Here is a 24,189-nt window from a genome sequence, read left to right on the forward strand (position 1 = left end):
CTTAAAGGTGCTTGTGCGATTGCGATTTGGCTTGTTCATCCGGAGTTTTGGTGTCATCCGGCAGATACAGCGGGCCTTTCTGGCCGCAGGCCGTAACAAGACAAGCGACCGCGACAAGCGCAGCAAGCGAAGAGATCAGGCGCTTCATGGCGAAATCCTTTGTAAAAGCATTAATAGCGCCAGAGTATACCGACCACCCGGCAGCTTGCCTATGCGAGGGATCTCCCGTCTGGCGGGGCTTTGCCGTGAATGTCGGGGCAGAGCGATGGTTGACGGGATTAATGCGCGCATACGTCGCCGATGGCGGGTAAGCTTTGCATTTGCCTGGCAGCGTCCGTATCTTGCCCCTCTGCGCCATCAGCAGACACTTATCGAGGTTCACGTAATGAGTTTGACCGAAGCCCGTTTCCACGACCTCGTCGATGCGACTCAGCAGAATATCGAAGATGTTTTCGATGAAAGTGGACTGGATGTCGACCTGGAAAACTCGGCCGGTGTACTGACAGTCAAGTTCGAAGGCGGCTCGCAGCTTATTTTCAGCCGTCAGGAGCCGCTGCGTCAGCTCTGGCTGGCAGCCCGCTCGGGTGGTTTCCACTTCGATTATGACGAAGAGAACAGCCGTTGGGCGTGTGACACCAGCGATGAGCTGCTCAGCGAGATGCTTGTGCGCATGACGCGTGAACAGGCTGACGTCGACTTGGACTTCTCCGAGATCTGATTGTGAGCCAGTCCCCCGTTCGACCGCCCAAACCGCTTTTCAGCAACGTCAGCCCGGCTGTGCCGTCGCCCTGTATCAGCCTGTGTAGGCTCGATGAGCAGAAGGTTTGCCTTGGGTGCTTCCGCCATGTCGAAGACATCCGCGAATGGCGCTCGGCCGATGACCATCGTCGTCGACAGATTCGCCATGAAGCGGATCAGCGTCGAGCCAGCGCGGGCCAGACCGCAGGCTGATACTGCGTCGGGTTGTGTATTTACCGCGCTGTGTTAGTGTCGGACTCTGCTTCTCCAGATTGAGAGGCCTGTAGAACCCCGCCCACCCCGGCGGGGTTTTGTTTTATTCATGGAGAATAAAGGAGTCTGCCCAGACCATGACCACAGCACCTTCGATCATCCTCACCCGCCTGGACGTACAGCGTCTCGAAAGTTTTATCGCCAGCCAGGACGAAGACACGCCGGGCATCCAGGCATTGCAGGCCGAACTGGACCGCGCCGACCAGGTAGTGGGCCACGATGAAGTGCCTGCGGGCGTTGTGACCATGAATTCGCGCGTGCATTGCCGTGAAGAAGTCAGCGGCAAGGATTACCACCTCAAGCTGGTTTATCCACAGGATGCAGGCGAAGACGGCACCGTCTCGGTCCTCGCCCCAATGGGCTCGGCGTTGCTGGGTCTGCAGGTCGGCCAGCACATCGACTGGCCAGCACCGGGCGGCAAGACCCTCAAGCTGACCTTACTGGCGGTGGAATATCAGCCGGAAGCCGCAGGCGAGTATGAGTAATCGAAGGCGCGCATCCATAGAGCGTCTCCGCACTCAAGAGCGTCCAGAACGGCATTCCCACGCAGAGTGTGCGGAACGATAGGCGCACCAGAGACCACCTATCGTGCCAATGCTCCGCGTTGGAACGTTAGGCGCGCGGTGCAGGACAAGCGTATGTCACGCTTGGTCCATCGCTTCGTTCAACAGCTTTTCCAGCTCGGCCTTGTGATGCAGGAAGAGGATGCTTTGTCCATGCCGGTCATCCAGCAGCCCGGACAGGTCCAGGTCGGTGATGTAACAGCGATAGCGCTGGGGTTCCAGGCGTTTGCCGAGAATTTGCCGGGCAACTGCGGCATACAACTGATCGCCATATTCCAGCTCGGAGAACTCGCAGTTGTCGCAGTACAGCGTGGCGCTCAGCTGTCCGGGCGAGGTTTCTTCGATGATTGCCTGCACGTCATAAAACGCTTTGTCCGCCGCAGTCGGTGCCAACCGATGTTCGACACGCCGGGCCAGCCCAGGGCCGGAAGGCAGCACTTGGTAATAAAGGGTTTCCAGCGAAACCGGCTCGGACGGGTCGTCCAGCGGCAATGACGCCCCTCGGCGATAAACCAGCGAGTGAAGAAAACGCTGCAGTGGCGTCAGCAGGCTTTGTTCGTCGTGATACGGCAGGCGCTGGTGCCAGAGCGAATTGTGTTCGTCCAGCAAATACACGTCGGCATCCGGCTCGTTGATTCGGTAGAACACCTGAATACATTCAGGCTGGCCAAGTGGCAGGATCAGGGCCAGATCGTGGCCGTCGAGCGCCTGAGGGTCCAGATGCAAAGGGCTGTACAACGGCAGCTCTTCACCCAGGTACTTGAACAGGCCTGGCAGGCTGTTGACCACTACATGACCGACCTGCCCGGGTTTGATCTCCAACACGTGATACTGCTGCTGCACCTGAATCAGATAACGGTGGTTCAGTTGACTGGCGAGTAATAACCGGGCCGTGCTGATCAGCTCTTCAACCCGCTGGGCGATGGCAGGTGCACGGTTATGGCAGAAGCAACGCACGCGAATCTGCGGCTGTTTACCGCTCTGCGGCAGGCTGCCAAGCAGCTCGCTCATGCAGTCGAGCAGGGCATGCGGGCCGTCATAGCGGCTGACCAGTGTTTCGTTCCAGGTATTGAGGGTGATCTGGTCCAGCGTCAGCACCAGATTTTCCCGGACACCCGCGTAACTCAGCGAGTCGGTGCGCTCGGTGGTCATCAGAATATTAAGGTCGCGGTGATGCCTGAGCGGGTCGACGCCGACATTGACCAGCAACAGTATCTCGCTGGGTGTACTGGGCAGGAGCAGCTCGTCGTCGCTGACCTCGGGCAGCGGCAGTTCAATACTCTGCTGCAAGGCACCCAGCAGGTTGAACAACTCGAACTCGCTCAAGTCACTGGCGCCCGGATGCAGCGCCACGCGGGTCGTGGTGTCGATCACGTTGTTGCGGTGGCACCAGGTCAGCAGCTCGAGCAATTCCCGGCTGCGCTTGATCGGCGAAAAGTTCGGCCACTCGTGAATACCCAGGTTGCCGTTGTACAGGGCCCACTGATGCTTGCCTGGCTCGCGCTTGTCAGGGGAGTGCACCAGCGTCAGCGTGTCTTCTGCAAGGTCCGGGGCGATGCCCGGATTGATGAACTCGACCTTGCCCGCCTTGCGCTCGAAAGCCGCATACAAACGCCGACCGAGTATGGTCAGGTCACGAGCATTGAGGGCATCGGCGGTGCTTTGCGTTCTGGCGAACCGGGTCTGAAAGCGATAGCTGTAATTGAGCTCGTTAACCAGCGCACGACGCTCGCTGGCCACCTGGCGGACTTTCCACTGACTGCGGCTGTCGAGCAGCGCCAGTTGTCGTTCATCCCAGCCCCACTCAGAGGTCAGGCGCTCCAGCAGCAGGCGTTGCCAACCGATGTTGCGCTGACGGCTCGAGCCGGTGAGCTTTTTGTTGACCTTCAGGTACAGGCTGCGCCGCACCAGTTCCAGACGCTCTTGCTCGTTGCGTGCCTGTAAATGCTCTTCGATACGCCGGTACAGAACCACGTACGGGTCCAGCTCATCCAGGTCCAGCTGGTTGGCGAACACCGCTTGCTTGAAACGCAGGCTCAGACACTGCACGCGGGGATGTTCACTGGAGTAAACCTCCATCAGCAGCAGCTTGAGAACAGACTTGTAGGGCGACTCGATACCCTTGAACAACTGCCACAAGCCGGCACCGATAAATTCCGCCGCAGGAATGTACGACATCGGCCCGAGGTCGAGCACTTCGTTGGCGCGGATGAAGCGTTTGCTCAGCAGGGTATGGGTGTAATCCTCATAATTCTGTTCTTCATAGACCGGCACCAGCCACCAAATCGGGGTGCGCCCTGCGAGCCAGATCGCCGTGCGATAAAATTCGTCGAGCAACAGGTAATGCTGGGTAGTGCCGCAGTCGTCAGAGCTGAGCTGCGAGTCGCGGTCCCCGCGCTTGAAGCGTTGCGGGTCGATCAGGAAAAAGTGCGCTTCTGCCCCCATAGTGGCGGCCCAGGCTTCAAGGGCCTGGCATTTTTTGCGCAGTTCGGCGACGGCCTCCGGCTCCAGCTCGCTGTCGTGGCAGACCCATACGTCCATGTCGCTTTGTTCAGCCTGGGCCAGCGTGCCGAGGCTGCCCATCAGGAACAGGCCATGAATCGGCAGGGGAGCGTTACCGCGCCGGGCTTTGTACGAGAAGGAGCGCGTCAGGCGTTGCGCTTCGGCCAGTGCCAGCGTGTCCGGTTCGTACTGCGAGACGCCAGCAGGCGTGCTACTGGAAACGTAACCGGGCAGCAGAGGGTGGTTGACGTGAAAGAACAGCGGCAGCAGCGTCAGAACGCTTTGCTGACGCGTCGACATGCCTTCGAGGGCACGCGCATATCGCCCGTCATTGAGCGACAGGAAACGGTTGCGCAGCTGGCTGAGAACCTTGCGGTCGATGCCCTCATCCAGGTCGGGGCGAATTTCAGGATTACGCGTCATCGCAACTCAAGGCATCTGGCCTGTGCAGGCATGGAATTACTGAGCAAGATGGCGGAGAAGGTTTGCAGCCGAGAGAAGAGGATTCAGTCGGGTTGTTATTCTGACGCCAGAATCCTGTATCGACCGGCGTTCAGATAAGTGAAGGGCCTGCCACGCTTTTTTGTGCGCAGGCCCTGCAACCGTCAAGCAGCTTGTTTGGAAACGTTGAGGATGGTCAACAATGATTGGGCATGTTGAGCGGCCTCAAGCCCGAGGCTGGTCAGATAACCGCCATCGACCTGGGTCGTCAGTCCTTTATCGAAGAGTCTTTGTGCTGCTGCAACGGCAGTGGGTGCCGCTACGTGGTGGACTTTCAGGCCTTCCTGGGTATTTCCCAGATTGTACAGTGCAAGGATTTCCAGTTCGGCAACCAACTCAGGGGTATACGACATAGGTACTCCAGACTTTTTTAGTAGTACGACCTCGCCGGCTGGCGGGTGTGCTCTGGAATCGACGTGTCCGATCTGCGCTCGTCGGTTCTGGATGACCGTTGAAGCCGGTTTGGCGTGATAGCCCCGGAGGTTCATGCGGCAGCGGGGCATTTGCAGTGTAGTCAGCGTCTGGAGTGTTTGCAGCATATATCTTGCTGGCACGATCTGACCGCAGGGTTACTTTTCCGGTGGCAGCTCGGGCAAGGCGCGCAGCGCTGCTTCATACCATTGCGTGTCGAACGGACGGTCCTGCTCCAGCAGGGCGTCGATTTCGATGGCCAGGACGTGCGCCATCATTTCGAGAATGTCTTCACGCTCATAATTAACCAGGGTAAGCATGTTGAAAACGGCCTTGGCTGCGGGCGGGTTACCGGATTCGATCTGGTTCTCGATGGCTTCGATCAGGGTCGAGGCGGCAAATTCTTCTTCGTCATTGTCGAGTGCGTCGTTCATGTTCATTCCTCTGGTAAGGCGGACAGTCTAACCGGATTCCTTCGGCAGGGCAGTCTTGCAGGTCTGTATCCCCTCATGTAGGACACGTCTTTAAGCCCCCTGAAATTGACGCAAGTCACTTATATATATGCTCCTGCTGGTAGCGTTCAGCCTCCGCGATCAGAAGGATCAGGCTAAGGAGGCCGACAATGCTGAAGCTCTATGGGTTTGCCGCAAGCAACTATTTCAATATGGTCAAACTGGCGCTGCTCGAGAAGCAACTGTCGTTTGAGGTAGTACCCTTGTTTGGCTGCCAAAGCCCGGAAGTACTTGCCGTCAGCGCTCGCGGAAAGGTGCCCGTGTTGGGGACGGATGACGGCTTTATCAGTGAAACAGACGTCATTCTGCGCTACATAGAGGAAACCTCACCGCAACGGCCGCTACTGCCCGAAAGCCCGTTCGCGCGTGCTCAGCTGTGGACCATTGCCAAGGAAATCGAGTTGTACATAGAGCTGCCTGCGCGCCTTTGTTACGCAGAGGTGATCTTCGGTGGCCGTCCAACGCCTGCGGACCTGAAGGCCAAGGCACGTCGTGACTTGATCAAGGGCTTTACTGCACTCGCCCAGCGTGGTCGTTTTGCCCCCTATGTGGCGGGCGAGCGATTCACCGTGGCGGATCTGTATTTTCTGTACAGCGTCGACCTGGCCCGGCAAGTGGGAGAGCAGTTGTTTGAACTGGATTTGCTGGAAGGAATGCCCAAGGCGCAAGCGCTCTTGGCGCGGCTTGCACAGAACCCGAATGCACAACGGGTAGCTGCCGACCGGGATGCAGACTGGCCAGTATTCATGGCGCGGATAAAAGGGTTAGGGCGGACTGCGAGTTAGCGTGATGATCGTTCCCCGGCATTATTGAGGAACGATCATCTATCAGCGTGCGGAAGATCAGTCAGCCGTCGGCTGGCCCATCGGCACAGGTTCCTTGCTGCGCCAGTGCGGCAGGGAGTTCCAGTAGCGCTCGCCCTTGGCATCGTCGTACATGCCTTCCCAGCGCGAAATGACCAGTACGGCCAGCGCGTTGCCGATCACGTTCAGGGCCGTACGTGCCATGTCCATGATCCGGTCGACGCCTGCAATGAACGCCAGACCTTCCAGCGGGATACCGGCGCTGCCCAGCGTTGCCAGCAGCACCACGAAGGAAACACCCGGCACACCCGCGATACCTTTGGACGTGACCATCAGGGTCAGTACCAGCATCAGCTGTGCACCAATCGACAGGTCAATGCCATACAACTGAGCAATGAAGATCGCCGCAATGCTCTGATAAAGCGTAGAGCCGTCGAGGTTGAACGAATAACCCGTCGGCACCACGAAGCTGCAGATCGCTTTCGGCGCGCCGTAGGCTTCCATCTTCTGGATCACGCGTGGCAGTACGGTTTCGGAGCTGGCGGTGGAGTAGGACAGAATCAGCTCGTCTTTGAAGATGCGCATCAGCCTGATCACCGAGAAGCCGAATGCCCGAGCGATCAGCCCCAGCACCACGAAGGCAAAGAAGGCGATGGCCACGTACACCAGAATCACCAGCTTGGCGAGCGGCAGCAAAGAGGCGAAACCGAAGTTGGCGACAGTCACCGCAATCAGCGCGAACACGCCGATCGGCGCGTAGTTCATGATCATGTGTGTGACCTTGAACATGGTTTCCGAGACGCCCTGAAACAGCTTCACCAGAGGCTCACGGACCTCTGCCTGCAGGCTGGAAAGCCCCAGACCGAACAGCACCGAAAAAAAGATGATCGGCAGCATCTCGCCACGCGCCATGGCAGCAAAAATGTTGGATGGGATCAGGTTGAGAATGGTCGCGATAAACGCGTGATCATGCTGAACTTCAGCAGTGGTCTGCTGATATTTGGAAATATCCACCGTACCCAGCGTGCTCATGTCGATGCCAGTGCCCGGATGGAACACATTGGCCAGCACCAGACCCACCAGAATGGCGATGGTGGTCACGACTTCGAAATAGAGGATGGTCTTCAGACCGATGCGTCCCAGTTTCTTGGCGTCGCCCACACCCGCGATGCCTACAATCAGCGATGCGACAACGATAGGAATAACGATCATCTTGATCAGACGAATGAAGATATCGCCCGCAGGTTGCAGGAGATTGGTGATCCACCAGGCCTTCTCGGCGCTGAAATGGTTGAGCAGCGCACCCACCGCGATACCCAGTACCAGTCCGATCAGAATCTGCCAGGCCAGACTCAGCTTTGCCTTCTTCATATTATTACCCTTGTTCAAAGTGGCTTGGGCAAGTCCAAGACCGATGCGCCGAGCGTGCTTTTCAAAGCAGTTTCAGGGCAGGGGATCCCTTTGGAAATGTCCCGAGAAGGTCACCGCAGACGAGCATCCCGGCTCTGTAGCAGGCGAAAAAAGTCGCAACTATTCCCATGGCACGCGCATACGTCTAATGCCGTAAACGACTACCTCATGCTCAATCGGCATACAAATAAGCAGAAATGTGTTGATTTATGTCACGAGGCGAGAGGGCTATTCGGCGCGAAGGTGGCTAAAACGTCGTCTTCGGCCTAATAGAGAGAAGCGGTTTTGCAGGAAGGACGTAGCGCTGCTGAATCGATTACTCGGCGCATTTAACAGATGTACGGTAGTGCAATGCTCAGGCCAGCTTATCCGCAGACAAGCTCATGGCCTGAGCGATTGGGTCGAGTCGCCCGCCCGGTCAGCCTTTCCCTTTGGTGCGGGTCATGTGCGGGCCGCTGTTTTTCTCCAGATACTCGATAATCATCCCGGCCACATCCTTGCTGGTGGTGACTTCGATGCCTTCCAGGCCAGGTGACGAGTTGACCTCCATCACCAACGGGCCGTGATTGGAGCGCAGAATATCCACACCCGCCACACTCAAGCCCATCACCTTGGCTGCACGCAATGCAGTCATGCGTTCTTCGGGGGTGATCTTGATCAGGCTGGCACTGCCGCCACGGTGCAGATTGGAGCGGAACTCGCCCGGTTTGGCCTGACGCTTCATCGAGGCGATGACCTTGTCACCGACAACGAAGCAGCGAATATCGGCACCGCCCGCTTCCTTGATGTACTCCTGCACCATGATGTCCTGCTTGAGGCCCATGAAGGCTTCAATCACCGATTCGGCTGCCGTGGCGGTTTCGCACAGCACCACGCCGATGCCCTGAGTGCCTTCCAGCACCTTGATGACCAGCGGCGCGCCGTTGACCATCTGGATCAGGTCGGGAATATCGTCCGGCGAATGGGCAAAGCCTGTAACCGGCAAGCCGATGCCCCGGCGTGACAACAATTGCAGCGAGCGCAACTTGTCGCGCGAGCGGGCAATGGCGACCGACTCATTGAGCGGAAACACGCCCATCATTTCAAACTGACGCAACACCGCACAGCCATAGAAAGTCACCGAAGCACCGATGCGCGGAATCACCGCATCGAAGCCTTCCAGAGGTTTGCCGCGGTAGTGGATCTGCGGCTTGTGGCTGGCGATGTTCATATAGGCGCGCAGGGTGTCGATCACCACCATCTCATGGCCACGCTCAATGCCAGCTTCGACCAGACGACGGGTGGAATACAGACGCGGATTACGCGAAAGCACAGCGATCTTCATGCAACACCTGAGGAAGTAGAGGCCGGGAACACCGGCTTGTCTTGTACGTAAGTTATGCCCGGATTGACCACCAGTTGGCCGTCGATCAGCGCTTTGGAACCCAGCAGCAGTCGATAACGCATCGACTTGCGGCAAGCCAGTGTGAATTCCACTGGCCAGATACGATCACCCAGGGCCAGCGTGGTGCGAATGACGTAACGCACCTGCGCGTGGCCGTTGGAGCTTTTAATGGTTTTCATGGCAACCAGTTGCGCCTCGCAGCGGCGATGGCGCAACTGAACCACAGTGCCCAGATGCGCGTTGAAGCGCACCCATTTCTGGCCATCGCGTTCAAAAGGTTCGATTTCGGTGGCATGCAGGCTTGACGTGCTCGCGCCGGTATCGATTTTTGCCCGCAGGCCCGCCACCCCCAGATCGGGAAGCGCCACCCACTCGCGCAGGCCGATGACTGTCAGATGGTCGAATGTCTTCAATGCGATTCCGTATTTCTCAAGACTTCCGCCAGGCGTCAGGTGCTATCTGCGCCAGGGCTTTGAATGCAGGTTTGGCGAACAGATAGCCCTGCATCAGGGAAATGCCGCAATCGGCGAGAAAGTCCCGCTCCTCAACCTGCTCTATACCTTCGGCAATGAGCTTAATCCCCAAGTCCGAACACATTGTGACAACCCCACGAACAATAGCCTGACGCGCGCGATCACGATGAATGTCGCGAATCAGGTTCATGTCGAGTTTTATCAGGTCTGGCTGAAAGTCCGCGAGCAGCGTCAGCCCGGAATAACCGGCACCGAAATCATCGATGGCGGTCATAAAGCCGAACTGGCGATATTCGCGCAGAATATTGCTCAGGTGGCCATTGTTATCCACATGCTCGCTTTCGATGGTTTCGAAAATCAAACGCTCGACAGGAAAGTCATGCTGCCTGGCGGCCTCCAGCGTACTGCGGATACACAGTTCGGGACGATACACGGCGTTGGGCAAAAAGTTGATCGATAAACGCTCGTTCATGCCCAGTTTCGCGGCACCGGCAATGGCCGTGGTCCGACAGGACTGATCGAAGCGGTAGCGGTTCTGGTCGTTGACCTGACTCAGAACAGACAGCGCACCTTCGCCATTGGGGCCACGAACCAGCGCCTCGTGAGCGAAAATCGACTGGTCGTGAAGGTTCACGATCGGCTGATAGGCATAGTCAAACGAGAAATCCAGTTCCGGACTGCCCGTGCATCCCGCGCACCCTTTTCTGGGGGCGGTCAACGAAGTTGGAAAATCTGTCACGTCGCGCTCCATGTAGGGGTCGGGCAATGAAAAGGGGAATAGCTGTTTTTGACAAGCAAGGATCGGTTACTTCATGTTCGTGTGGGTATGTACACATCAGGCGAGCGACGCAGTCGCGTTTCCTGATGAGCCCGATAACGTTCAGACTGCTGCACTGATGAGGAATTCAAATGGCGCAAAAGCCGGAAGAAGATGACAAGGTCCGTCTGGATAAATGGCTGTGGGCCGCACGTTTTTTCAAAACACGCGCATTGGCCAAAGCAGCTATCGAAAGCGGCAAGGTGCACTGTCGCGGCGAACGTTGCAAGCCCGGCAAGGAGCCTCGTCCAGGCGACGAGTTTCAGATTCGCATGGGCTTCGATGAGCGCACGATAGTGGTCGAGGCGTTGTCCACCGTTCGCCGGGGTGCGCCTGAGGCGCAGACGCTGTATAGCGAGACACCCGACAGCATCGCCAAAAGAGAAAGCGCGGCCGCTCAGCGCAAGGCTGGCAACCTGGGTGTTACTACCGACGGCAAGCCCACCAAGAAGCAGCGCCGGGAGCTTTTTGGTTTTCGTGCCAGCCACAACAACGACTGAAAAGCAGGCCTGGCGGCCCCGGCGATCAGCCCGAAGGGCCAACCCGCTTGGAAGCACACCGGATAGCTCCTAAAATGCCGGTCAATCCGCATGGCCACGGCGCTTTCGAGTGCCGGACGGTGCTTGCTCAGCCGCGTGCCATCCAATGTCATTACTTCAGATACCTTCCCTATGCATGATTTATCGGACACCGATTTCACCCAGCGCTTCATCTTCGACGAAAGCGACGTTCGTGGAGAGCTGGTAGCCCTTGAACGCAGTTATGCCGAAGTGCTCGCCAAGCACCCGTACCCGGAGCCGGTCGCGCAGCTGCTGGGCGAACTGATGGCTGCCGCCGCTTTGCTGGTCGGCACCCTCAAGTTCGACGGACTGCTGATTTTGCAGGCGCGCTCCAGCGGCGCTGTACCGCTGTTGATGGTCGAATGCTCCAGCGAACGCGAGCTGCGCGGCATCGCACGCTATGATGAAATGCTCATCAAGCCAGACGCGGGCCTGCAGGACCTGATGCCTGATGGCTCGCTGGCATTGACCGTCGACCCGCACAAGGGCAAGCGCTATCAGGGCATTGTGGCGCTGGATGGCGTCGACCTGTCGGAAAGCCTCTCCAACTACTTCGTGATGTCCGAGCAGTTGGGCACCCGTTTCTGGCTCAAGGCTGACGGTCATCGCGCCCGCGGCCTGTTGCTGCAGCAACTGCCCGCCGCACAGATCCCCGACCCGGAAGAGCGCGATGCCAGCTGGGAGCATGTCATCACCCTCGCCAGCACCCTGACTGCCGAAGAAATGCTCAGCCTGGACAATCAGACCATTTTGCATCGCCTGTATCACGAAGACCCGGTACGCCTGTTCGACGCCCAGCCGATCTGCTTTCGCTGCAGTTGCTCACGCGAGCGCTCGGCCAACGCGCTGGTCAGTCTTGGGCTGGAGGACGCGCAGCAACTGGTCATCGAGCACAACGGCAGCATCGAGATCGACTGTCAGTTCTGCAACGAGCGCTACCTGTTCGATGCCACTGACGTTGCACAGCTGTTTGCTGGCGGCGGTGTCGATTCGCCATCTGACACGCGCCATTGATCAACGCGTAAAGCCCCTCAGAATACGGTATGGGCCCTTGTAATGCTGTTCTGACAGGAGGGTCCTACCATTTCTGGGCATTTCTGGCATAATCCGGCCCACTTTTACGCTGTAGTAGTGGTTGTTTTTTTACTACAAAACCGTTTGGAGCACTCGGCTACAGGCCGACGGGGAACCTCATGACGCAAATCAACAACGCTGTGCACACCGATCTGAGCACCGACGAACTGGTCAAGGAAGCCCTTGCCCGTAACGAAGGCGTACTTTCCGACACTGGCGCACTGGTTGTGGAGACAGGCCATCGTACTGGCCGTTCGCCGGTCGATCGTTTCATTGTTGAAGAGCCGAGCACCCAGGACGCAATCGCCTGGGGCCCGATCAACCGCAAGTTTCCGGCCGAGAAATTCGACGCCCTGTGGAACCGCGTCGGTGCGTACCTCGCCGAGCGCGAGCGTTTCGTTTCCCACGTTCATGTAGGCTCCGATCCTGCGCACTACCTGCCCGTCAAGATGACCACCGAAACTGCGTGGCATAACCTGTTCGGCCGCTGCCTGTTCATCAACCCTGAACAGTACAACCCGGCTGGCAAGGACGAGTGGGAAATCCAGAACGCGCCATGGTTCGTCTGCGACCCTGAGCGTGACGGCACTAACTCCGATGGCACCGTCATCATCAACTTCGCCGCGCGCAAGGTACTCATCGCAGGCATGCGTTATGCCGGCGAAATGAAGAAAGCCATGTTCTCGGTACAGAACTTCCTGCTGCCAGCTTCGGACGTGCTGCCGATGCACTGCGCCGCCAACATGGGCGAAGAGGGCGATGTAACCCTGTTCTTCGGCCTGTCCGGCACCGGCAAGACCACCCTGTCCGCCGATGAAAGCCGTTACCTGATCGGTGACGACGAGCACGGCTGGGGCGAAGGCGTGGTGTTCAACATCGAAGGCGGTTGCTATGCCAAGTGCATCGACCTGTCCGAGAAGAACGAGCCGGTCATCTGGAAAGCCATTCAGCACGGCGCCGTACTGGAAAACGTCGTACTCGACCCGGTTACCAAAAAAGCCGACTACGCCGACAGCAGCCTGACCCAGAACAGCCGTGCGGCCTACCCGCGTGAACTGATCGAAAAACGCGCACCGAAAAACCTCGGCGGCGAGCCAAACGCCGTGATCTTCCTGACCTGCGACCTGACCGGCGTCCTGCCACCAGTATCGATCCTCAGCGAAGAACAGGCTGCTTATCACTTCCTGTCGGGTTACACCGCACTGGTCGGTTCGACCGAAATGGGTTCGGGTTCGGGCATCAAGTCCACCTTCTCCACCTGCTTCGGCGCCCCGTTCTTCCCGCGCCCGGCTGGCGAATACGCTGAACTGCTGATCAAGCGCATCCGCGGCTTCAAATCCAAGGTCTACCTGGTCAACACCGGCTGGACCGGCGGTGGCTACGGCGTCGGCAAGCGCTTCAACATCCCGACCACCCGTGGCGTGATCGCAGCGATTCAGAGCGGCGCGTTGATCGGTGCCGAAACCGAACACCTGGACACCATCAACCTCGACGTACCGAAATCGGTACCCGGCGTCGACACCGGCCTGCTCAACCCACGCAACACCTGGGCTGACAAAGCCGCCTACGACGAAGCCGCCAAGGCCCTGGCTGGCCTGTTCGTGGAGAACTTCAAGAAGTTCGACGTGAGCGACGCCATCAAGGCTGCGGGTCCGAAGTTGTAATTAAACATCTTCAAGCTCACACGCCCGTGTGACCCTCGAAAATGCTCAAGCAGACGCCTCGACTTGTCGGGGCGTTTGCTTGTCTGGAATACTGATTTCCATTTGTGACGATGGACAAGGAGGTGGTTTGTGACAGCGACCGGAATTCAGGTACGTCGTTTTGTGCCGAACGATGAGCAAGGTGTGTCGGCATTGATCCTGCCCATCCAGCGTGAAGAATTCGGTATCCCTATTACCGCCGAGGATCAGCCTGATCTGAAGGCGATTCCGACGTTTTACCAGACCGGCATAGGTGATTTCTGGGTCGCGGTGCAAGGTGATCACGTCGTCGGCAGCATCGCGCTCAAGGACATCGGCTCAGGACAGGCAGCGCTGCGCAAGATGTTTGTCGCCGCGCCGTTTCGCGGCAAAGAGTTCTCGATTGCAGCCAGGCTGCTGGACTGCTTGATCAAGGAGTCCAGCCGCAGGGGCGTTACTGAGGTGTTCCTGGGCACGACCGACAAGTTTCATGCCGCGCATCGCTTCTACGAGAAGCACGGCTTTCGGGAGATCGAAAAAAAGGACCTGCCAGCGAGCTTTCCGCTGATTGCGGTGGACAGCAAGTTTTATACGTTGGCCCTGAGCCACGACTAATGAGATGGCCGTATTGCCGTTGTGCCGGCGAGCGGCAATTCAGCAGAACGCCGACAACCATACCGGGCACGCGAAACCGCGTGCCCGGTCATAGGCAATCAAGCCTCCTGAATATCTGACTGGCTTTTCCGCGCGTTGAAAATGTCCATGGCCGAGCTGTCGTCCGATGTGATGAGCGCGGCGTAATTGGCGGGGTATTGTGCTTTTTCTATGGGTGGCAACTGGTCGTAGTGGGCGAGAAGCATGACCAGTGTTTGAGTGCTTTTGCCGGTTTCGTTGTATTCGTCGGTATACCTTTGGCATATGGCCCTTTTCCATACTTGCTCTTGAGAGTAGTTTTCGGAGTACGCGGCATTTCTTTCGTTTATTGTGAAGTCGCCACCCTCGTCATAAATAATTAACCTCAGTTGATCCTGAGATAAACCCGCAAATGGGTTTTTTCCTGCCCCGTTGTTGAACGAAGTCGCTTGCATGGCTCTTTCGAGCAATGCAGGGTCGTCCGTATCCGGAATCTCTGCGTCGTGCAGTTTTCTATTGGCGTAATAGCTGTTGCCTGCAACTTTATCACTAATTTTTTTTGCCAAGGCCCCCAGGTTTTTGAAGTCAAGACTGCTGTCGCGGGCTTGGGCTCGTGCTGCGCTGCTACTTAATTGAGTGGACAATGTCGAGAAGGTGGCACCATCAATGAAGAGTGCAGAATCAAGTTCTTTTAGGCTGGAGTTTAAAGGCGTGGCGGAGGTGCTTTTCTCGACCGCTGTTAGTGCGGTTTTATGGGTGAGGTGTTTGAGGGATTTTGTATCAATCATGCTGCGTCCTCGCGGCAGAGGCCAATCCGTGGCTTTATATTCACTCTTTGTATCGGCCCAGCCAGACATCGCTTTAGTTTTCCGCTGAAAAGCGTGCGTATCAAAATGCGACACGCACGCTCCGGGGCTTATTTCATGGTGAATTCAGCAGCCCACGCGTAGGTGGAGAGATTGGTAGCACGAGACGTCGCTGTGCAGACAGCACCGCCTTCAGAATTTGCACTCCGGTTCCATTTAGGCACCTTGGCCCCGCCTGCACCGGGAAGCTTTATGAAGGTGGTCGAGAATACGCAAACCTTGGAACCCATGACGTAGCGAACACTGGCGTAGCTGGTATCCGGTGATAGAGTGCTTTGCATCGAGTAAGTATCTGAGCCTCCCGGGGGGACTGCAGAGTTAATCGGTGATTTAGCATTCAGCCTGGCAGAGATCTCATTACGCGTAACGGGTTTATACTCCGCCACCTCAGAGCCCAGATTTTTAAATGTAACAGTGACTGCTGGTCCCGCTTGCGCCGTAACGCTGATGAACAGTGTTGCAAAAGCAAGGAAAGCCAATAAGGTCTTGTTGATTTTCATAGGGAATAGTCCTTGAGTTAAATGAGTAGCTTCATAGCGTTTTGAATAAGATAAAAGCGCGACGAAACGGGGCAGCGGTCGTTCGTGCCCATACGGATCGTTCAGCTTATAGAGTGTCGCGGAGGGTTAGTAAGGCGTGCGCACAGTGAATGCGTCGGTCAGATAAAGTATCTCCAGTTAACATGATAGGTAAAGGTTAAAACGATGCATGAAGCGCATGGCTGCCTTGCTGTGCCCGTCAGGAGCAAATTTTTACTTGCTGACATTCGTCGTTGTTTTTTAACACAGGCGATAAGGAAGGCAAGTAGGAAACGTCTGATTCTTCGCGCATTGGCAAAAGATATTTTTTATTCTTGTCTTTTAGCGCTGCATTGGATTAACTGCGCTGGCGAGAGTTAAACATGTAAGCATGTTGCGCCCTGCAAGCCTGAAGGGCGCAATAACTTTCTTCACGTCACCGCATAAAACTTGCGCACATACCCCGTGCTGGTCCATTTGCAGGGCGCGCCCTGTGCAACGAATACGGTATCGCCGGTATTCACAGTCAGGCTTGGGCCGTTTTCCAGGCTCAGCACCACGCTGCCTTCGATCAGGTTCATCAGTTCATGGATTTTGTGCGGACGCGAGATGCGCTCGTAGGGGGTGGAATCCCAGACGCCGATACGCAGGGTGCTTGCGGTGTCTTCGAACAGGTTGTTGCTGCGGCACTGTGGCAGCGCGCTGATCATGATCGCCGGGTCTGGCGGTGAAGACGGTGTGAGCATGGCGAGGCGGTCAAGGGCGGTGACACCGGGTTTGTCGGGACCGCTGGCCTGGGTGGATGTGCAGAACGCCCAGAGGCTGTCCGGTTGCGCTTCGATAAGTACTTGCGTGCCACGACCGATCACTGCACTTTCACCGGTCTTGATCGTGATGCTCTCGGTGCCGGAGGTCAGGATGACGGACCCGCGATGCATTACCAGCATTTCGGTGTAGGGATAGGCTGCAACTGACAGTGAAGTGCCGAAGTGCACGACGCCAGCCGCGATGCCCTGATCATCGATGAACGCTGTGCGGCGGTCATTATCGAACGGGTCATGCGCATCGATGGGGCCAGTGGTGAATTCGGTGTCTACCGGGCTGAGGTCAGCGCGGGCCAATAGCAAAACAGTGGGTTGGGGCATTGGGGCGGGCTCCTGAAGTTGAAGCATTGATGATCGTTGCCACGCGCCGGACTCAGCGTTATACACAAATCCGCTTTTGATTCTGGCCGCAGGCCGTAGGAGCGAACTTGTTCGCGAAAGGACCGGTATAATCGTCTGTCTTCGCGAACAAGTTCGCTCCTACGCCCTGCGGGCAGAAGCCTGAAAGGCACGTATTCGGGCCTCTCCAAGACTTATATATAACGATGAGCGCTCTGCGTGGTAATGCATGTCGTGACGCTCTGCGTCACCTGTTCGAGACCGGACGCAGAGCATTGACACGATGATGTTGTTCCGGGTGGTCAGCCGATCGCCTGGGTAATCAGCGCAAACTGGCGCACGCCCTGGCTGGCTTGCGGGACTGCGCCCATGCTCATGCAGGTCACGCTGTCGACGCACTTGAGGCCGGCTTCGTCCAGCCAGTCCGCCAGGCCGCAGTCGGTCGGGATGTCGATGCGTATAAAAGCGTAAGGCACTTTGGCAAGCAGTTGCTCGATCATATGCCTGGCCTGTTCCACCGTCTGGGCGACGACCGGGCCGAGGCACAGGCCACGGCCGAACGGACGCAACAGGGCAAAAGCCTGCAACTGGCCATCGCGTTCGATGCCGACTGCGTGCTCAAGGTTATTCAGCACATCGCCCAACGTTGCTGAACGGTCCATGCCCGAACCGGCGTTGGCCAGTTCCAGCACGCGAGCGTGGTCAGTCTCGCTCAGCGCGCGGCTGCTTTCCTGTGCTTTCAATGCAGTCGTGTCAGGCAGTTGTGCCTGGCCCTGACGCTGTTGAACCTCACCAAAACTGACGAAGCCCATTTTCTCGTACAGCGGTGCGCCAGCAAGTGTTGCATTGAGGATGGCGGTGCGCGGCGGCACGCTGCCGACAGCAAACTCCATCAATTTGCGGCCAATACCCTTGCCTTGATAGTCGTCGCTGACAATTACCAGACCGATAGTGGAAAACTCGCCCTGATGGCAGGCGAAGGCACTGCCGATCAAACGGCCGTTGTGCACTGCAACAAAGCCTTGGGCGACACGCTGCAGCATGGCCCAGTCTTCCAGTCGATGCGGCCACTTCAGGGCAATGGATAACTCATGAGCGTTGCCGACGTCGGCTGCGGTCATGGGGCGAAATTCAAAGTCGAGGCGTTGCTGAGCGAGCATGACGTGTCTCCGTCCAGAAGGATGCACCGGCAGAATAAAGGCTGCGGCAAGCTTGCTGTATCCCACCTGATGCGGGCGCTGACAAGAGGTCTGCAAGCATTCGGCAGATTCCACAAACCGCCGTTCGCCAGACCACAGTTACTGCTTAAATCGGGCGGGCACCCGGCAGCAAATGCTTGTGGTTTTTCTTCGGCTTCAGGCTCTTTATATAGCCGCTTATATAGCCGCCTGAATTTGCTGCTTACAGATCACTGGCGCGGCGCATTTTCTGCGGTGCAAACCCGCGCCCTTGAGCCCGAGCGCCCTGAAAAGGGTCAAAAAAGGGCCAAAAACCGGGGTCTGCCCAAGGCTGGAGCGCTCCGCAAAGTCTGCTGAGCGCGCACCTCAAAACGGTGGTTTCTATCAAGCAGCCATCACTTTTAACGCCATATGCTGATTTCACGGTGTTGTAATGAGGTTGTGCTGCAGCGTGCATCACCGCCCTTGAAACGAGGCCGGATTGCTCGTCATGCCATGACCTCAACGAACTTTCAGGACCGCACACAATGAGCTTTCTTCGACCAAAATTCATTACGTTCGACTGCTACGGCACGTTGACCAATTTCCACATGGGCACCATGACGCGCGAGCTCTTTGCCGACCGCGTTCCGGCTGAACAGATGGATCAGTTCGTCAAGGATTTTTCGGCGTATCGTCTGGATCAGGTCATGGGGGACTGGATGCCGTACGACGAAATTCTCAAGGTTGCACTGGCTCGCACCTGCAAGCGCTGGAACGTTGAATACCGCGAAGAAGGCCAGCTGTATTACGACGCCGTGCCGACCTGGGGCCCACATGCTGATGTGCCCGCCGGGCTGTCGAAAATCGCCGACAAGATCCCGCTGGTGATTTACTCCAACGCCAGCGACAGCCAGATCATGTCCAACGTCGACAAACTCGGCGCACCGTTTCACAAAGTGTTCACCGCTGACCAGGCCAAGGTCTACAAGCCACGTCTGGCAGCCTTTGAGTTCATGCTCGACAACCTCGGTTGCGGCCCGGAAGACATCTTGCATGTGTCTTCAAGCTTTCGTTACGACCTCTTTTCCGCACACGACATGAAAATCAAGAACAAGGCATTCGTGGCGCGTGGTCATGAACAGCCAGCCAACAGCTTTTATGAATATCACCAGATTCCGGACATCGGCGGTCTGGCCGGGCTGGTCGGCCTCTAAACCGGACAACTCGCGCAATGCCGGCATTTTTCAAGGTGCTCTTCTATGAGTGACAAGGGGAACAGAATGCGCAGTGAGTCTTACTGGCTCGATACGGCTCCAGACTTTACCGGCGCGCAGGACGGCGCAGTGGAGGGGCAGGCTGACGTTGTGGTGGTCGGTGGCGGTTTCACCGGTCTTGCGGCGGCGCGTGCATTGGCCTTGAAAGGTGCCAGCGTGGTGGTTCTGGAAGCTGGCCGGGTGATCGGCGAAGCGTCGGGCCGCAACGGCGGACAGTGCAATACCGGCGTGGCTCAGGACTACGCGTCATTGAGCGCGACCCTGGGGGCCGATCAGGCCCGTGAGTATTACAAGGCTTATGAAAGTGCGGTGCAGAGCGTCATCACCGTGGTCGAGCAGGAAAACATCGCCTGCGACATCAAGCGTAACGGCAAGCTCAAGCTGGCCGCCAAGCCTGGGCATTACGAAGGACTGGCGCGCACCTGCGAGCTGATTCGTCGTGAGGTCGATGCCGACGTCGAGTTGCTGTCTGCTGAGGACGTGCGCAGCGAAATCGATTCAAGCGAATTTCACGGTGGCCTGCTGCAGCGCAACGGTGTGCAGATGCACGTCGGCCGTTTCGGCCTGGGCCTGGCCGATGCGGCTGTGCGCCACGGCGCGAAGGTGTATCAGGGCGCCACGGTGAAGGACTGGAAAGCCAACCGTGGCGGCTTCGTGGTCAACACCTCGAAAGGCTCTATTCAGGCCGGGCAGGTGTTGCTGGCGACCGGTGCCTGCCAGCACGGCGGCTTGGGCTGGTATCGCCGACGCATCGTGCCGGTCGGCAGTTTCGTCATCGTTACCGAAGTGTTGCCTCAGGCGCTGATTGACCAGCTGTTTCCCAACCAACGCGCTTACGTGACCAGCCGTTTGATCGGTAACTATTTCCGTCTGACTCCGGACAACCGCCTGCTGTTCGGCGGGCGGGCACGCTTCGCCATGTCCAACAGCAGTTCCGATGCCAAGAGCGGCAAAGTGTTGCAGGCGGCCATGGTGCAGATGTTCCCGCAACTGGCGCACGTCAAGGTCGACTACTGCTGGGGCGGGCTGGTGGACATGACGTCCGACCGTCTGCCGCGTGCAGGCGAACACAACGGCGTCTTCTACTCGATGGGTTATAGCGGCCATGGTGTGCAGATGTCGGTGCATATGGGGCGGGTGATGGCTGAGGTCATGGAAGGCAAGGCGTTGGCCAATCCCTGGAAAGACCTGAACTGGCCAGCCATTCCCGGCCACTTCGGCAAGCCGTGGTTTCTGCCGCTGGTAGGTGCGTATTACCGCTATCAGGACAGTCGCCACTGAGTTTCTGTTTAACCGTCGCGTGTGCTTGAAGGACGCTCCGGCCAACCGTGAGCAACTCGGAATTTCCCCTTTTCGACAGGTAGAACTGATATGGCTGACAAAAAACCCGACTCCCAGTTGATCACAGGCCAAGACAGCCTGCGTGTTTTCGAAGGTCTCAATCGTGGTCTGTCGCGGCGCGATGCGCTGCGTATGCTGGGTGTTGCAGGTGTGGTTGCGGCGGGCTCAACCAGCCTGTTCGGTGCGGCGGGCAAGGTTTTTGCCGATGACGCCGATGCGCCTGTCAAAGGCAAGCCAGGCGGTCGCATTCGTGTGGCGGGCATGTCCAGTTCCACCGCTGACACGCTTGACCCGGCCAAGGGCGCACTGTCTACCGACTACGTTCGCCATTTCATGTTCTACAACGGTCTGACCCGTTTCGACAGCCATCTGGTTCCGCACATGGAACTGGCCGAGAAGATCGAGAGCGACAACGCCACGGTCTGGACCGTAACCCTGCGCCAGGGCGTGACCTTCCACAACGGCAAGGCATTGACCGCTGGCGACGTGGTGTTCTCCCTGTCGCGCCACAAAGACCCGGCCACCGGCTCGAAAGTGCTGCCGCTGATGGCGCAGTTCTCCGAGATCAAGGCCACCGGCCCGCTGGAAGTGCAGATCACCCTCAGCTCGCCAAACGCCGAATTGCCGTCGATCCTCGCGGTTTCGCACCTGTTGATCGTGCCCGAAGGCACGACAGATTTCAGCAAGGGCATCGGTACCGGCCCGTTCACCGTCAAGGAATTCAACCCTGGCGTGCGTTCAGTCAGTGCGCGCAACCCTAACTACTGGAAACCAGGCCTGCCGTACCTGGACGAGATCGAATTCATTGCCATTGCCGACGAGCCGTCACGCGTCAACGCGCTGCTGTCCGGCGACGTGCACATGATCAACGAGGTCAACCCGCGCTCGACCACACGCATCGCGGCCAGTGCCAAGCACCGCGTTGTGGATGCGCCGTCCGGCAACTACACCGACCTGATCATTCGCCAGGACCAGATGCCCGGCAAGAGCCCGGAATTCACCGAGGCCATGAAGTACCTGCTGGACCGTGAACAGGTCAAATCGGCCGTTTTCCGTGGCTATGCCCGCGTCGGTAACGACCACCCGATTGCGCCCGGCTCGCGCTACTTCAACGCTGACCTGCCGCAACGCGCCTATGACCCGGAAAAGGCCAAATTCCTGCTCAAGAAAGCCGGCATGGAAAAAATCACCATGGCCGTAGCCGCATCGCCTGCTGCGACCGGGTCGGTGGACATCGCCGTGCTGCTGCAACAGTCGGCCAAACAGGCCGGGCTGACGCTCAACGTCAACCGCCTGCCGAGCGATGGTTACTGGTCCAACCACTGGATGAAGCATCCGCTGAGCTTCGGCAACATCAACCCGCGACCGAACGCCGACGTGATCTTCTCGCAGTTCTTCCAGTCCTCGGCACCGTGGAACGAATCCGGCTGGAAAAACGATCAGTTCGACCAATTGCTGCTGCTGGCCCGCGGGGAAACCGACGACGCCAAGCGCGCCAAAATGTACGGCGACATGCAGACTCTGGTAAGCCAGAACTGCGGTATCGGCATCCCCGTGTTCATCAGCAACATCGACGGCGTGGACAAGCGCGTTCAGGGCTATTCCAGCAACCCGCTGGGCGGCTTCATGGGCTACATGTTCAGCGAGCAGGTTTGGCTGGACGCGTAAATGCAACGCTGAACCGAGCAGGAGGATGCAGATGAATAGCAACACACTCTGGTTGATCGTGCAGCGCTTCGGCGCGGCGATCGTGACGTTGTTGATCGTTTCCATCGTGGTCTTCGCCATTACGGCGGTGTTGCCTGGAGACGCGGCACAACAGGCCCTTGGGCAATTCGCGACACCTGAACAGGTCGCCGCATTGCGTACAAAACTGGGCCTGGATCAGCCAGGTGTGGTGCGTTACCTGCATTGGTTGACCAACCTGCTCGGTGGCAACTTCGGTGAGTCGGTGTCCAACGCAATGCCGGTGTCCGAGCTGATTGCCGGACGCTTTCCGAAAACCCTGATGCTGTCGGCAACCACCGCGCTGGTCTCGGTACCGGTAGCGCTGGCGCTGGGCATTGGCGCAGCGATGTACCGCGGCAGCCGCCTTGATGGGGCGCTGAGCTTCATCACGCTGACACTGGTGGCGGTGCCCGAATTTCTGGTGGCCACCCTGGCGGTGTTGATTTTCGCCGTTAACCTGGGCTGGCTGTCGGCGTTGTCGTATGGCGGTGACGTCAGCTCGCCGTGGCAGTTCATGCGTACTTACGCGCTGCCGGTGATGACTCTGTGCTGCGTGATCGTGGCACAGATGGCGCGCATGACCCGCGCTGCGGTCATCGACCAACTGGACAGTCCGTATGTGGAAATGGCCCGTCTCAAGGGCGTCAGCCCGGTGCGTATCGTGCTGCACCACGCCTTGCCCAACGCTATCGGGCCCATCGTCAACGCGGTGGCGCTGAGCCTTTCCTACCTGCTGGGCGGGGTGGTCATCGTTGAAACCATCTTCAACTACCCCGGCATCGCCAGCCTGATGGTCGATGCTGTAACCAACCGTGACATGGCGTTGGTTCAAGGCTGCACCATGCTGTTCTGCTCCGCTTACCTGGGTCTGGTGCTGATGGCCGACCTGTGTGCAATTCTTTCCAATCCGAGGCTGAGAACCCAATGACTCAATTCATTGCGAAATCGACGCCTGAAGCGCCTGCACCGGTGCTGCGCAAAAAAGCGTCCCGCCCCACCTCATGGCTTGGCTTGCTGGGCGCAACGGTGTGCTTCATCTGGCTGATGGTTGCGCTGTTCGGCCCTTGGCTCGCGCCGCATGCTGTCGGCGAAGTGGTTTCCGACAACATGTTTGAAAACATGAGCGCGCTTTATCCGTTCGGCACCGATTACCTGGGACGCGACATGCTCAGCCGGGTGCTGGTCGGCGCGCGCTTTACAGTGGGCCTGGCGCTGATTTCGGCGGTGCTGGCCAGCGGCATTGGCACGCTCTGCGCGCTGTTGTCGGTGGTCGCGCCAAAATGGCTGGACGAAATCATCAGCCGCCTGATGGACGCATTCATCTCGATCCCCAGCAAAATGCTGGCGCTGATCATGGTGTCGGCGTTCGGCTCGTCCGAGGTGCTGCTGATCTGTACGGCGGTATTGAGCTACACGCCGGGAGCGTTTCGTATCGCGCGCAGCCTGGCGGTGAATATCGAGGCGCTGGAATACGTGCAAGTGGCGCGCACGCGGGGCGAGGGTCGTATCTACATTGCCTGCCGGGAAATTCTGCCGAACATGCTCAACCCGGTGATGACCGACCTGGGGCTGCGTTTTGGTTTCATCGTGTTATTGCTCAGCGGCATGAGCTTTCTGGGGCTTGGCGTGCAGCCGCCCGATGCCGACCTTGGCTCGCTGGTACGCGAGAACATCGGCGGGCTGAGTCAGGGCGCGCCGGCCATCGTGATCCCGGCGCTGGCCATCGGCACCCTGACCATAGGTGTCAACCTGTTCATCGACCGGCTGGCCTCACGGCGCGGTCGCCGCTCGGGAGGGCATTGA

The 24,189-nt window shown here is 58.1% G+C and carries 26 protein-coding genes; 14 read left to right on the forward strand and 12 right to left on the reverse strand.

Going from position 1 to position 24,189, the window contains the following annotated elements:
• Position 1 precedes the first annotated feature (1 nt).
• The gene (locus RGM3321_RS07135; protein WP_002555817.1) at positions 2–148 is read right to left on the reverse strand and encodes a lipoprotein; all 147 of its coding nucleotides are present in this window, start codon (positions 146–148) and stop codon (positions 2–4) included.
• A 237-nt stretch (positions 149–385) separates the two neighbouring features.
• On the opposite strand from RGM3321_RS07135, the gene cyaY reads away from it, so the two are divergent.
• The 3 genes from cyaY to rnk all read left to right on the forward strand — a co-directional run bounded on the left by cyaY (position 386) and on the right by rnk (position 1,496).
• Entirely contained in the window at positions 386–718 is a 333-nt protein-coding gene (gene cyaY, locus RGM3321_RS07140; protein WP_244392290.1) for an iron donor protein CyaY, read from the forward strand.
• A gap of 2 nt (positions 719–720) precedes the next feature.
• Positions 721–951, forward strand: a complete 231-nt coding sequence (locus RGM3321_RS07145; protein WP_244392291.1) for a DUF1289 domain-containing protein — start codon at positions 721–723, stop codon at positions 949–951.
• Between the two features lie 137 nt (positions 952–1,088).
• On the forward strand, positions 1,089–1,496 hold the full coding sequence (gene rnk, locus RGM3321_RS07150) for a nucleoside diphosphate kinase regulator (RefSeq protein ID WP_244392292.1): 408 nt from the start codon (positions 1,089–1,091) through the stop codon (positions 1,494–1,496).
• A 156-nt stretch (positions 1,497–1,652) separates the two neighbouring features.
• Here the strand turns inward: rnk and RGM3321_RS07155 are convergent, their stop codons facing one another.
• The 3 genes from RGM3321_RS07155 to RGM3321_RS07165 form a co-directional block, all read right to left on the reverse strand.
• Entirely contained in the window at positions 1,653–4,499 is a 2,847-nt protein-coding gene (locus tag RGM3321_RS07155; RefSeq protein ID WP_244392293.1) for a class I adenylate cyclase, read from the reverse strand.
• A gap of 182 nt (positions 4,500–4,681) precedes the next feature.
• A complete protein-coding gene (locus RGM3321_RS07160; protein WP_244392294.1) occupies positions 4,682–4,930 on the reverse strand; it encodes a TIGR02647 family protein in 249 nt (82 codons plus the stop codon).
• Between the two features lie 216 nt (positions 4,931–5,146).
• Positions 5,147–5,422: a hypothetical protein gene (locus tag RGM3321_RS07165; RefSeq protein ID WP_244392295.1), complete on the reverse strand. Its 276-nt coding sequence runs from the start codon at positions 5,420–5,422 to the stop codon at positions 5,147–5,149.
• A 188-nt stretch (positions 5,423–5,610) separates the two neighbouring features.
• Here RGM3321_RS07165 and RGM3321_RS07170 point away from each other — a divergent pair, with 188 nt between their 5' ends.
• Positions 5,611–6,285: a glutathione S-transferase family protein gene (locus RGM3321_RS07170; RefSeq protein WP_244392296.1), complete on the forward strand. Its 675-nt coding sequence runs from the start codon at positions 5,611–5,613 to the stop codon at positions 6,283–6,285.
• Between the two features lie 57 nt (positions 6,286–6,342).
• Here the strand turns inward: RGM3321_RS07170 and gltP are convergent, their stop codons facing one another.
• From gltP to RGM3321_RS07190, 4 genes are all read right to left on the reverse strand, one after another.
• Entirely contained in the window at positions 6,343–7,674 is a 1,332-nt protein-coding gene (gene gltP, locus RGM3321_RS07175; RefSeq protein ID WP_244392297.1) for a glutamate/aspartate:proton symporter GltP, read from the reverse strand.
• A gap of 457 nt (positions 7,675–8,131) precedes the next feature.
• The gene (gene rimK, locus RGM3321_RS07180) at positions 8,132–9,037 is read right to left on the reverse strand and encodes a 30S ribosomal protein S6--L-glutamate ligase (protein WP_003318100.1); all 906 of its coding nucleotides are present in this window, start codon (positions 9,035–9,037) and stop codon (positions 8,132–8,134) included.
• The gene (locus RGM3321_RS07185; protein ID WP_170947379.1) at positions 9,034–9,477 is read right to left on the reverse strand and encodes an ATP-dependent zinc protease; all 444 of its coding nucleotides are present in this window, start codon (positions 9,475–9,477) and stop codon (positions 9,034–9,036) included. The genes rimK and RGM3321_RS07185 overlap by 4 nt, the downstream gene beginning before the upstream one ends.
• 49 nt (positions 9,478–9,526) lie before the next feature.
• Positions 9,527–10,309 (reverse strand): EAL domain-containing protein, encoded by a 783-nt coding sequence (locus tag RGM3321_RS07190; protein WP_244392298.1) that lies wholly within the window; start codon positions 10,307–10,309, stop codon positions 9,527–9,529.
• Between the two features lie 170 nt (positions 10,310–10,479).
• On the opposite strand from RGM3321_RS07190, the gene RGM3321_RS07195 reads away from it, so the two are divergent.
• The 4 genes from RGM3321_RS07195 to RGM3321_RS07210 all read left to right on the forward strand — a co-directional run bounded on the left by RGM3321_RS07195 (position 10,480) and on the right by RGM3321_RS07210 (position 14,318).
• Entirely contained in the window at positions 10,480–10,887 is a 408-nt protein-coding gene (locus tag RGM3321_RS07195) for a S4 domain-containing protein (RefSeq protein WP_002555828.1), read from the forward strand.
• A 171-nt stretch (positions 10,888–11,058) separates the two neighbouring features.
• Positions 11,059–11,961 (forward strand): Hsp33 family molecular chaperone HslO, encoded by a 903-nt coding sequence (gene hslO, locus RGM3321_RS07200; protein WP_244392299.1) that lies wholly within the window; start codon positions 11,059–11,061, stop codon positions 11,959–11,961.
• Positions 11,962–12,140: 179 nt separating this feature from the next.
• The gene (locus RGM3321_RS07205; RefSeq protein ID WP_005743163.1) at positions 12,141–13,685 is read left to right on the forward strand and encodes a phosphoenolpyruvate carboxykinase; all 1,545 of its coding nucleotides are present in this window, start codon (positions 12,141–12,143) and stop codon (positions 13,683–13,685) included.
• Between the two features lie 129 nt (positions 13,686–13,814).
• Positions 13,815–14,318: a GNAT family N-acetyltransferase gene (locus tag RGM3321_RS07210; RefSeq protein ID WP_244392300.1), complete on the forward strand. Its 504-nt coding sequence runs from the start codon at positions 13,815–13,817 to the stop codon at positions 14,316–14,318.
• 98 nt (positions 14,319–14,416) lie between these two features.
• Here RGM3321_RS07210 and RGM3321_RS07215 read toward each other — a convergent pair whose 3' ends face one another.
• From RGM3321_RS07215 to RGM3321_RS07230, 4 genes are all read right to left on the reverse strand, one after another.
• The gene (locus tag RGM3321_RS07215) at positions 14,417–15,124 is read right to left on the reverse strand and encodes a hypothetical protein (RefSeq protein WP_244392301.1); all 708 of its coding nucleotides are present in this window, start codon (positions 15,122–15,124) and stop codon (positions 14,417–14,419) included.
• A 128-nt stretch (positions 15,125–15,252) separates the two neighbouring features.
• The gene (locus tag RGM3321_RS07220) at positions 15,253–15,702 is read right to left on the reverse strand and encodes a hypothetical protein (RefSeq protein WP_244392302.1); all 450 of its coding nucleotides are present in this window, start codon (positions 15,700–15,702) and stop codon (positions 15,253–15,255) included.
• 449 nt (positions 15,703–16,151) lie between these two features.
• Positions 16,152–16,865, reverse strand: coding sequence for a cupin domain-containing protein (locus tag RGM3321_RS07225; RefSeq protein WP_244392303.1), 714 nt, complete (start codon positions 16,863–16,865; stop codon positions 16,152–16,154).
• A 320-nt stretch (positions 16,866–17,185) separates the two neighbouring features.
• Entirely contained in the window at positions 17,186–18,043 is an 858-nt protein-coding gene (locus tag RGM3321_RS07230; protein WP_244392304.1) for a GNAT family N-acetyltransferase, read from the reverse strand.
• On the opposite strand from RGM3321_RS07230, the gene RGM3321_RS07235 reads away from it, so the two are divergent.
• From RGM3321_RS07235 to RGM3321_RS07260, 6 genes are all read left to right on the forward strand, one after another.
• Positions 17,975–18,418, forward strand: a complete 444-nt coding sequence (locus RGM3321_RS07235; RefSeq protein WP_244392339.1) for a hypothetical protein — start codon at positions 17,975–17,977, stop codon at positions 18,416–18,418. The genes RGM3321_RS07230 and RGM3321_RS07235 overlap by 69 nt on opposite strands.
• Before the next feature lie 170 nt (positions 18,419–18,588).
• Entirely contained in the window at positions 18,589–19,257 is a 669-nt protein-coding gene (locus RGM3321_RS07240) for a haloacid dehalogenase type II (RefSeq protein ID WP_244392305.1), read from the forward strand.
• Positions 19,258–19,323: 66 nt separating this feature from the next.
• Positions 19,324–20,598, forward strand: coding sequence for an FAD-binding oxidoreductase (locus RGM3321_RS07245; RefSeq protein WP_244392337.1), 1,275 nt, complete (start codon positions 19,324–19,326; stop codon positions 20,596–20,598).
• A gap of 90 nt (positions 20,599–20,688) precedes the next feature.
• On the forward strand, positions 20,689–22,326 hold the full coding sequence (locus tag RGM3321_RS07250; protein WP_244392306.1) for an ABC transporter substrate-binding protein: 1,638 nt from the start codon (positions 20,689–20,691) through the stop codon (positions 22,324–22,326).
• Between the two features lie 31 nt (positions 22,327–22,357).
• Complete coding sequence (locus tag RGM3321_RS07255) at positions 22,358–23,314, forward strand: ABC transporter permease (RefSeq protein WP_244392307.1); 957 nt, start codon at positions 22,358–22,360, stop codon at positions 23,312–23,314.
• Positions 23,311–24,189: an ABC transporter permease gene (locus RGM3321_RS07260; RefSeq protein WP_004659576.1), complete on the forward strand. Its 879-nt coding sequence runs from the start codon at positions 23,311–23,313 to the stop codon at positions 24,187–24,189. Before RGM3321_RS07255 ends, RGM3321_RS07260 begins: the two co-directional genes overlap by 4 nt.

Origin of the sequence: Pseudomonas sp. RGM 3321, assembly GCF_022836805.1 — a bacterium.
In the GTDB taxonomy this organism is placed as follows: domain Bacteria; phylum Pseudomonadota; class Gammaproteobacteria; order Pseudomonadales; family Pseudomonadaceae; genus Aquipseudomonas.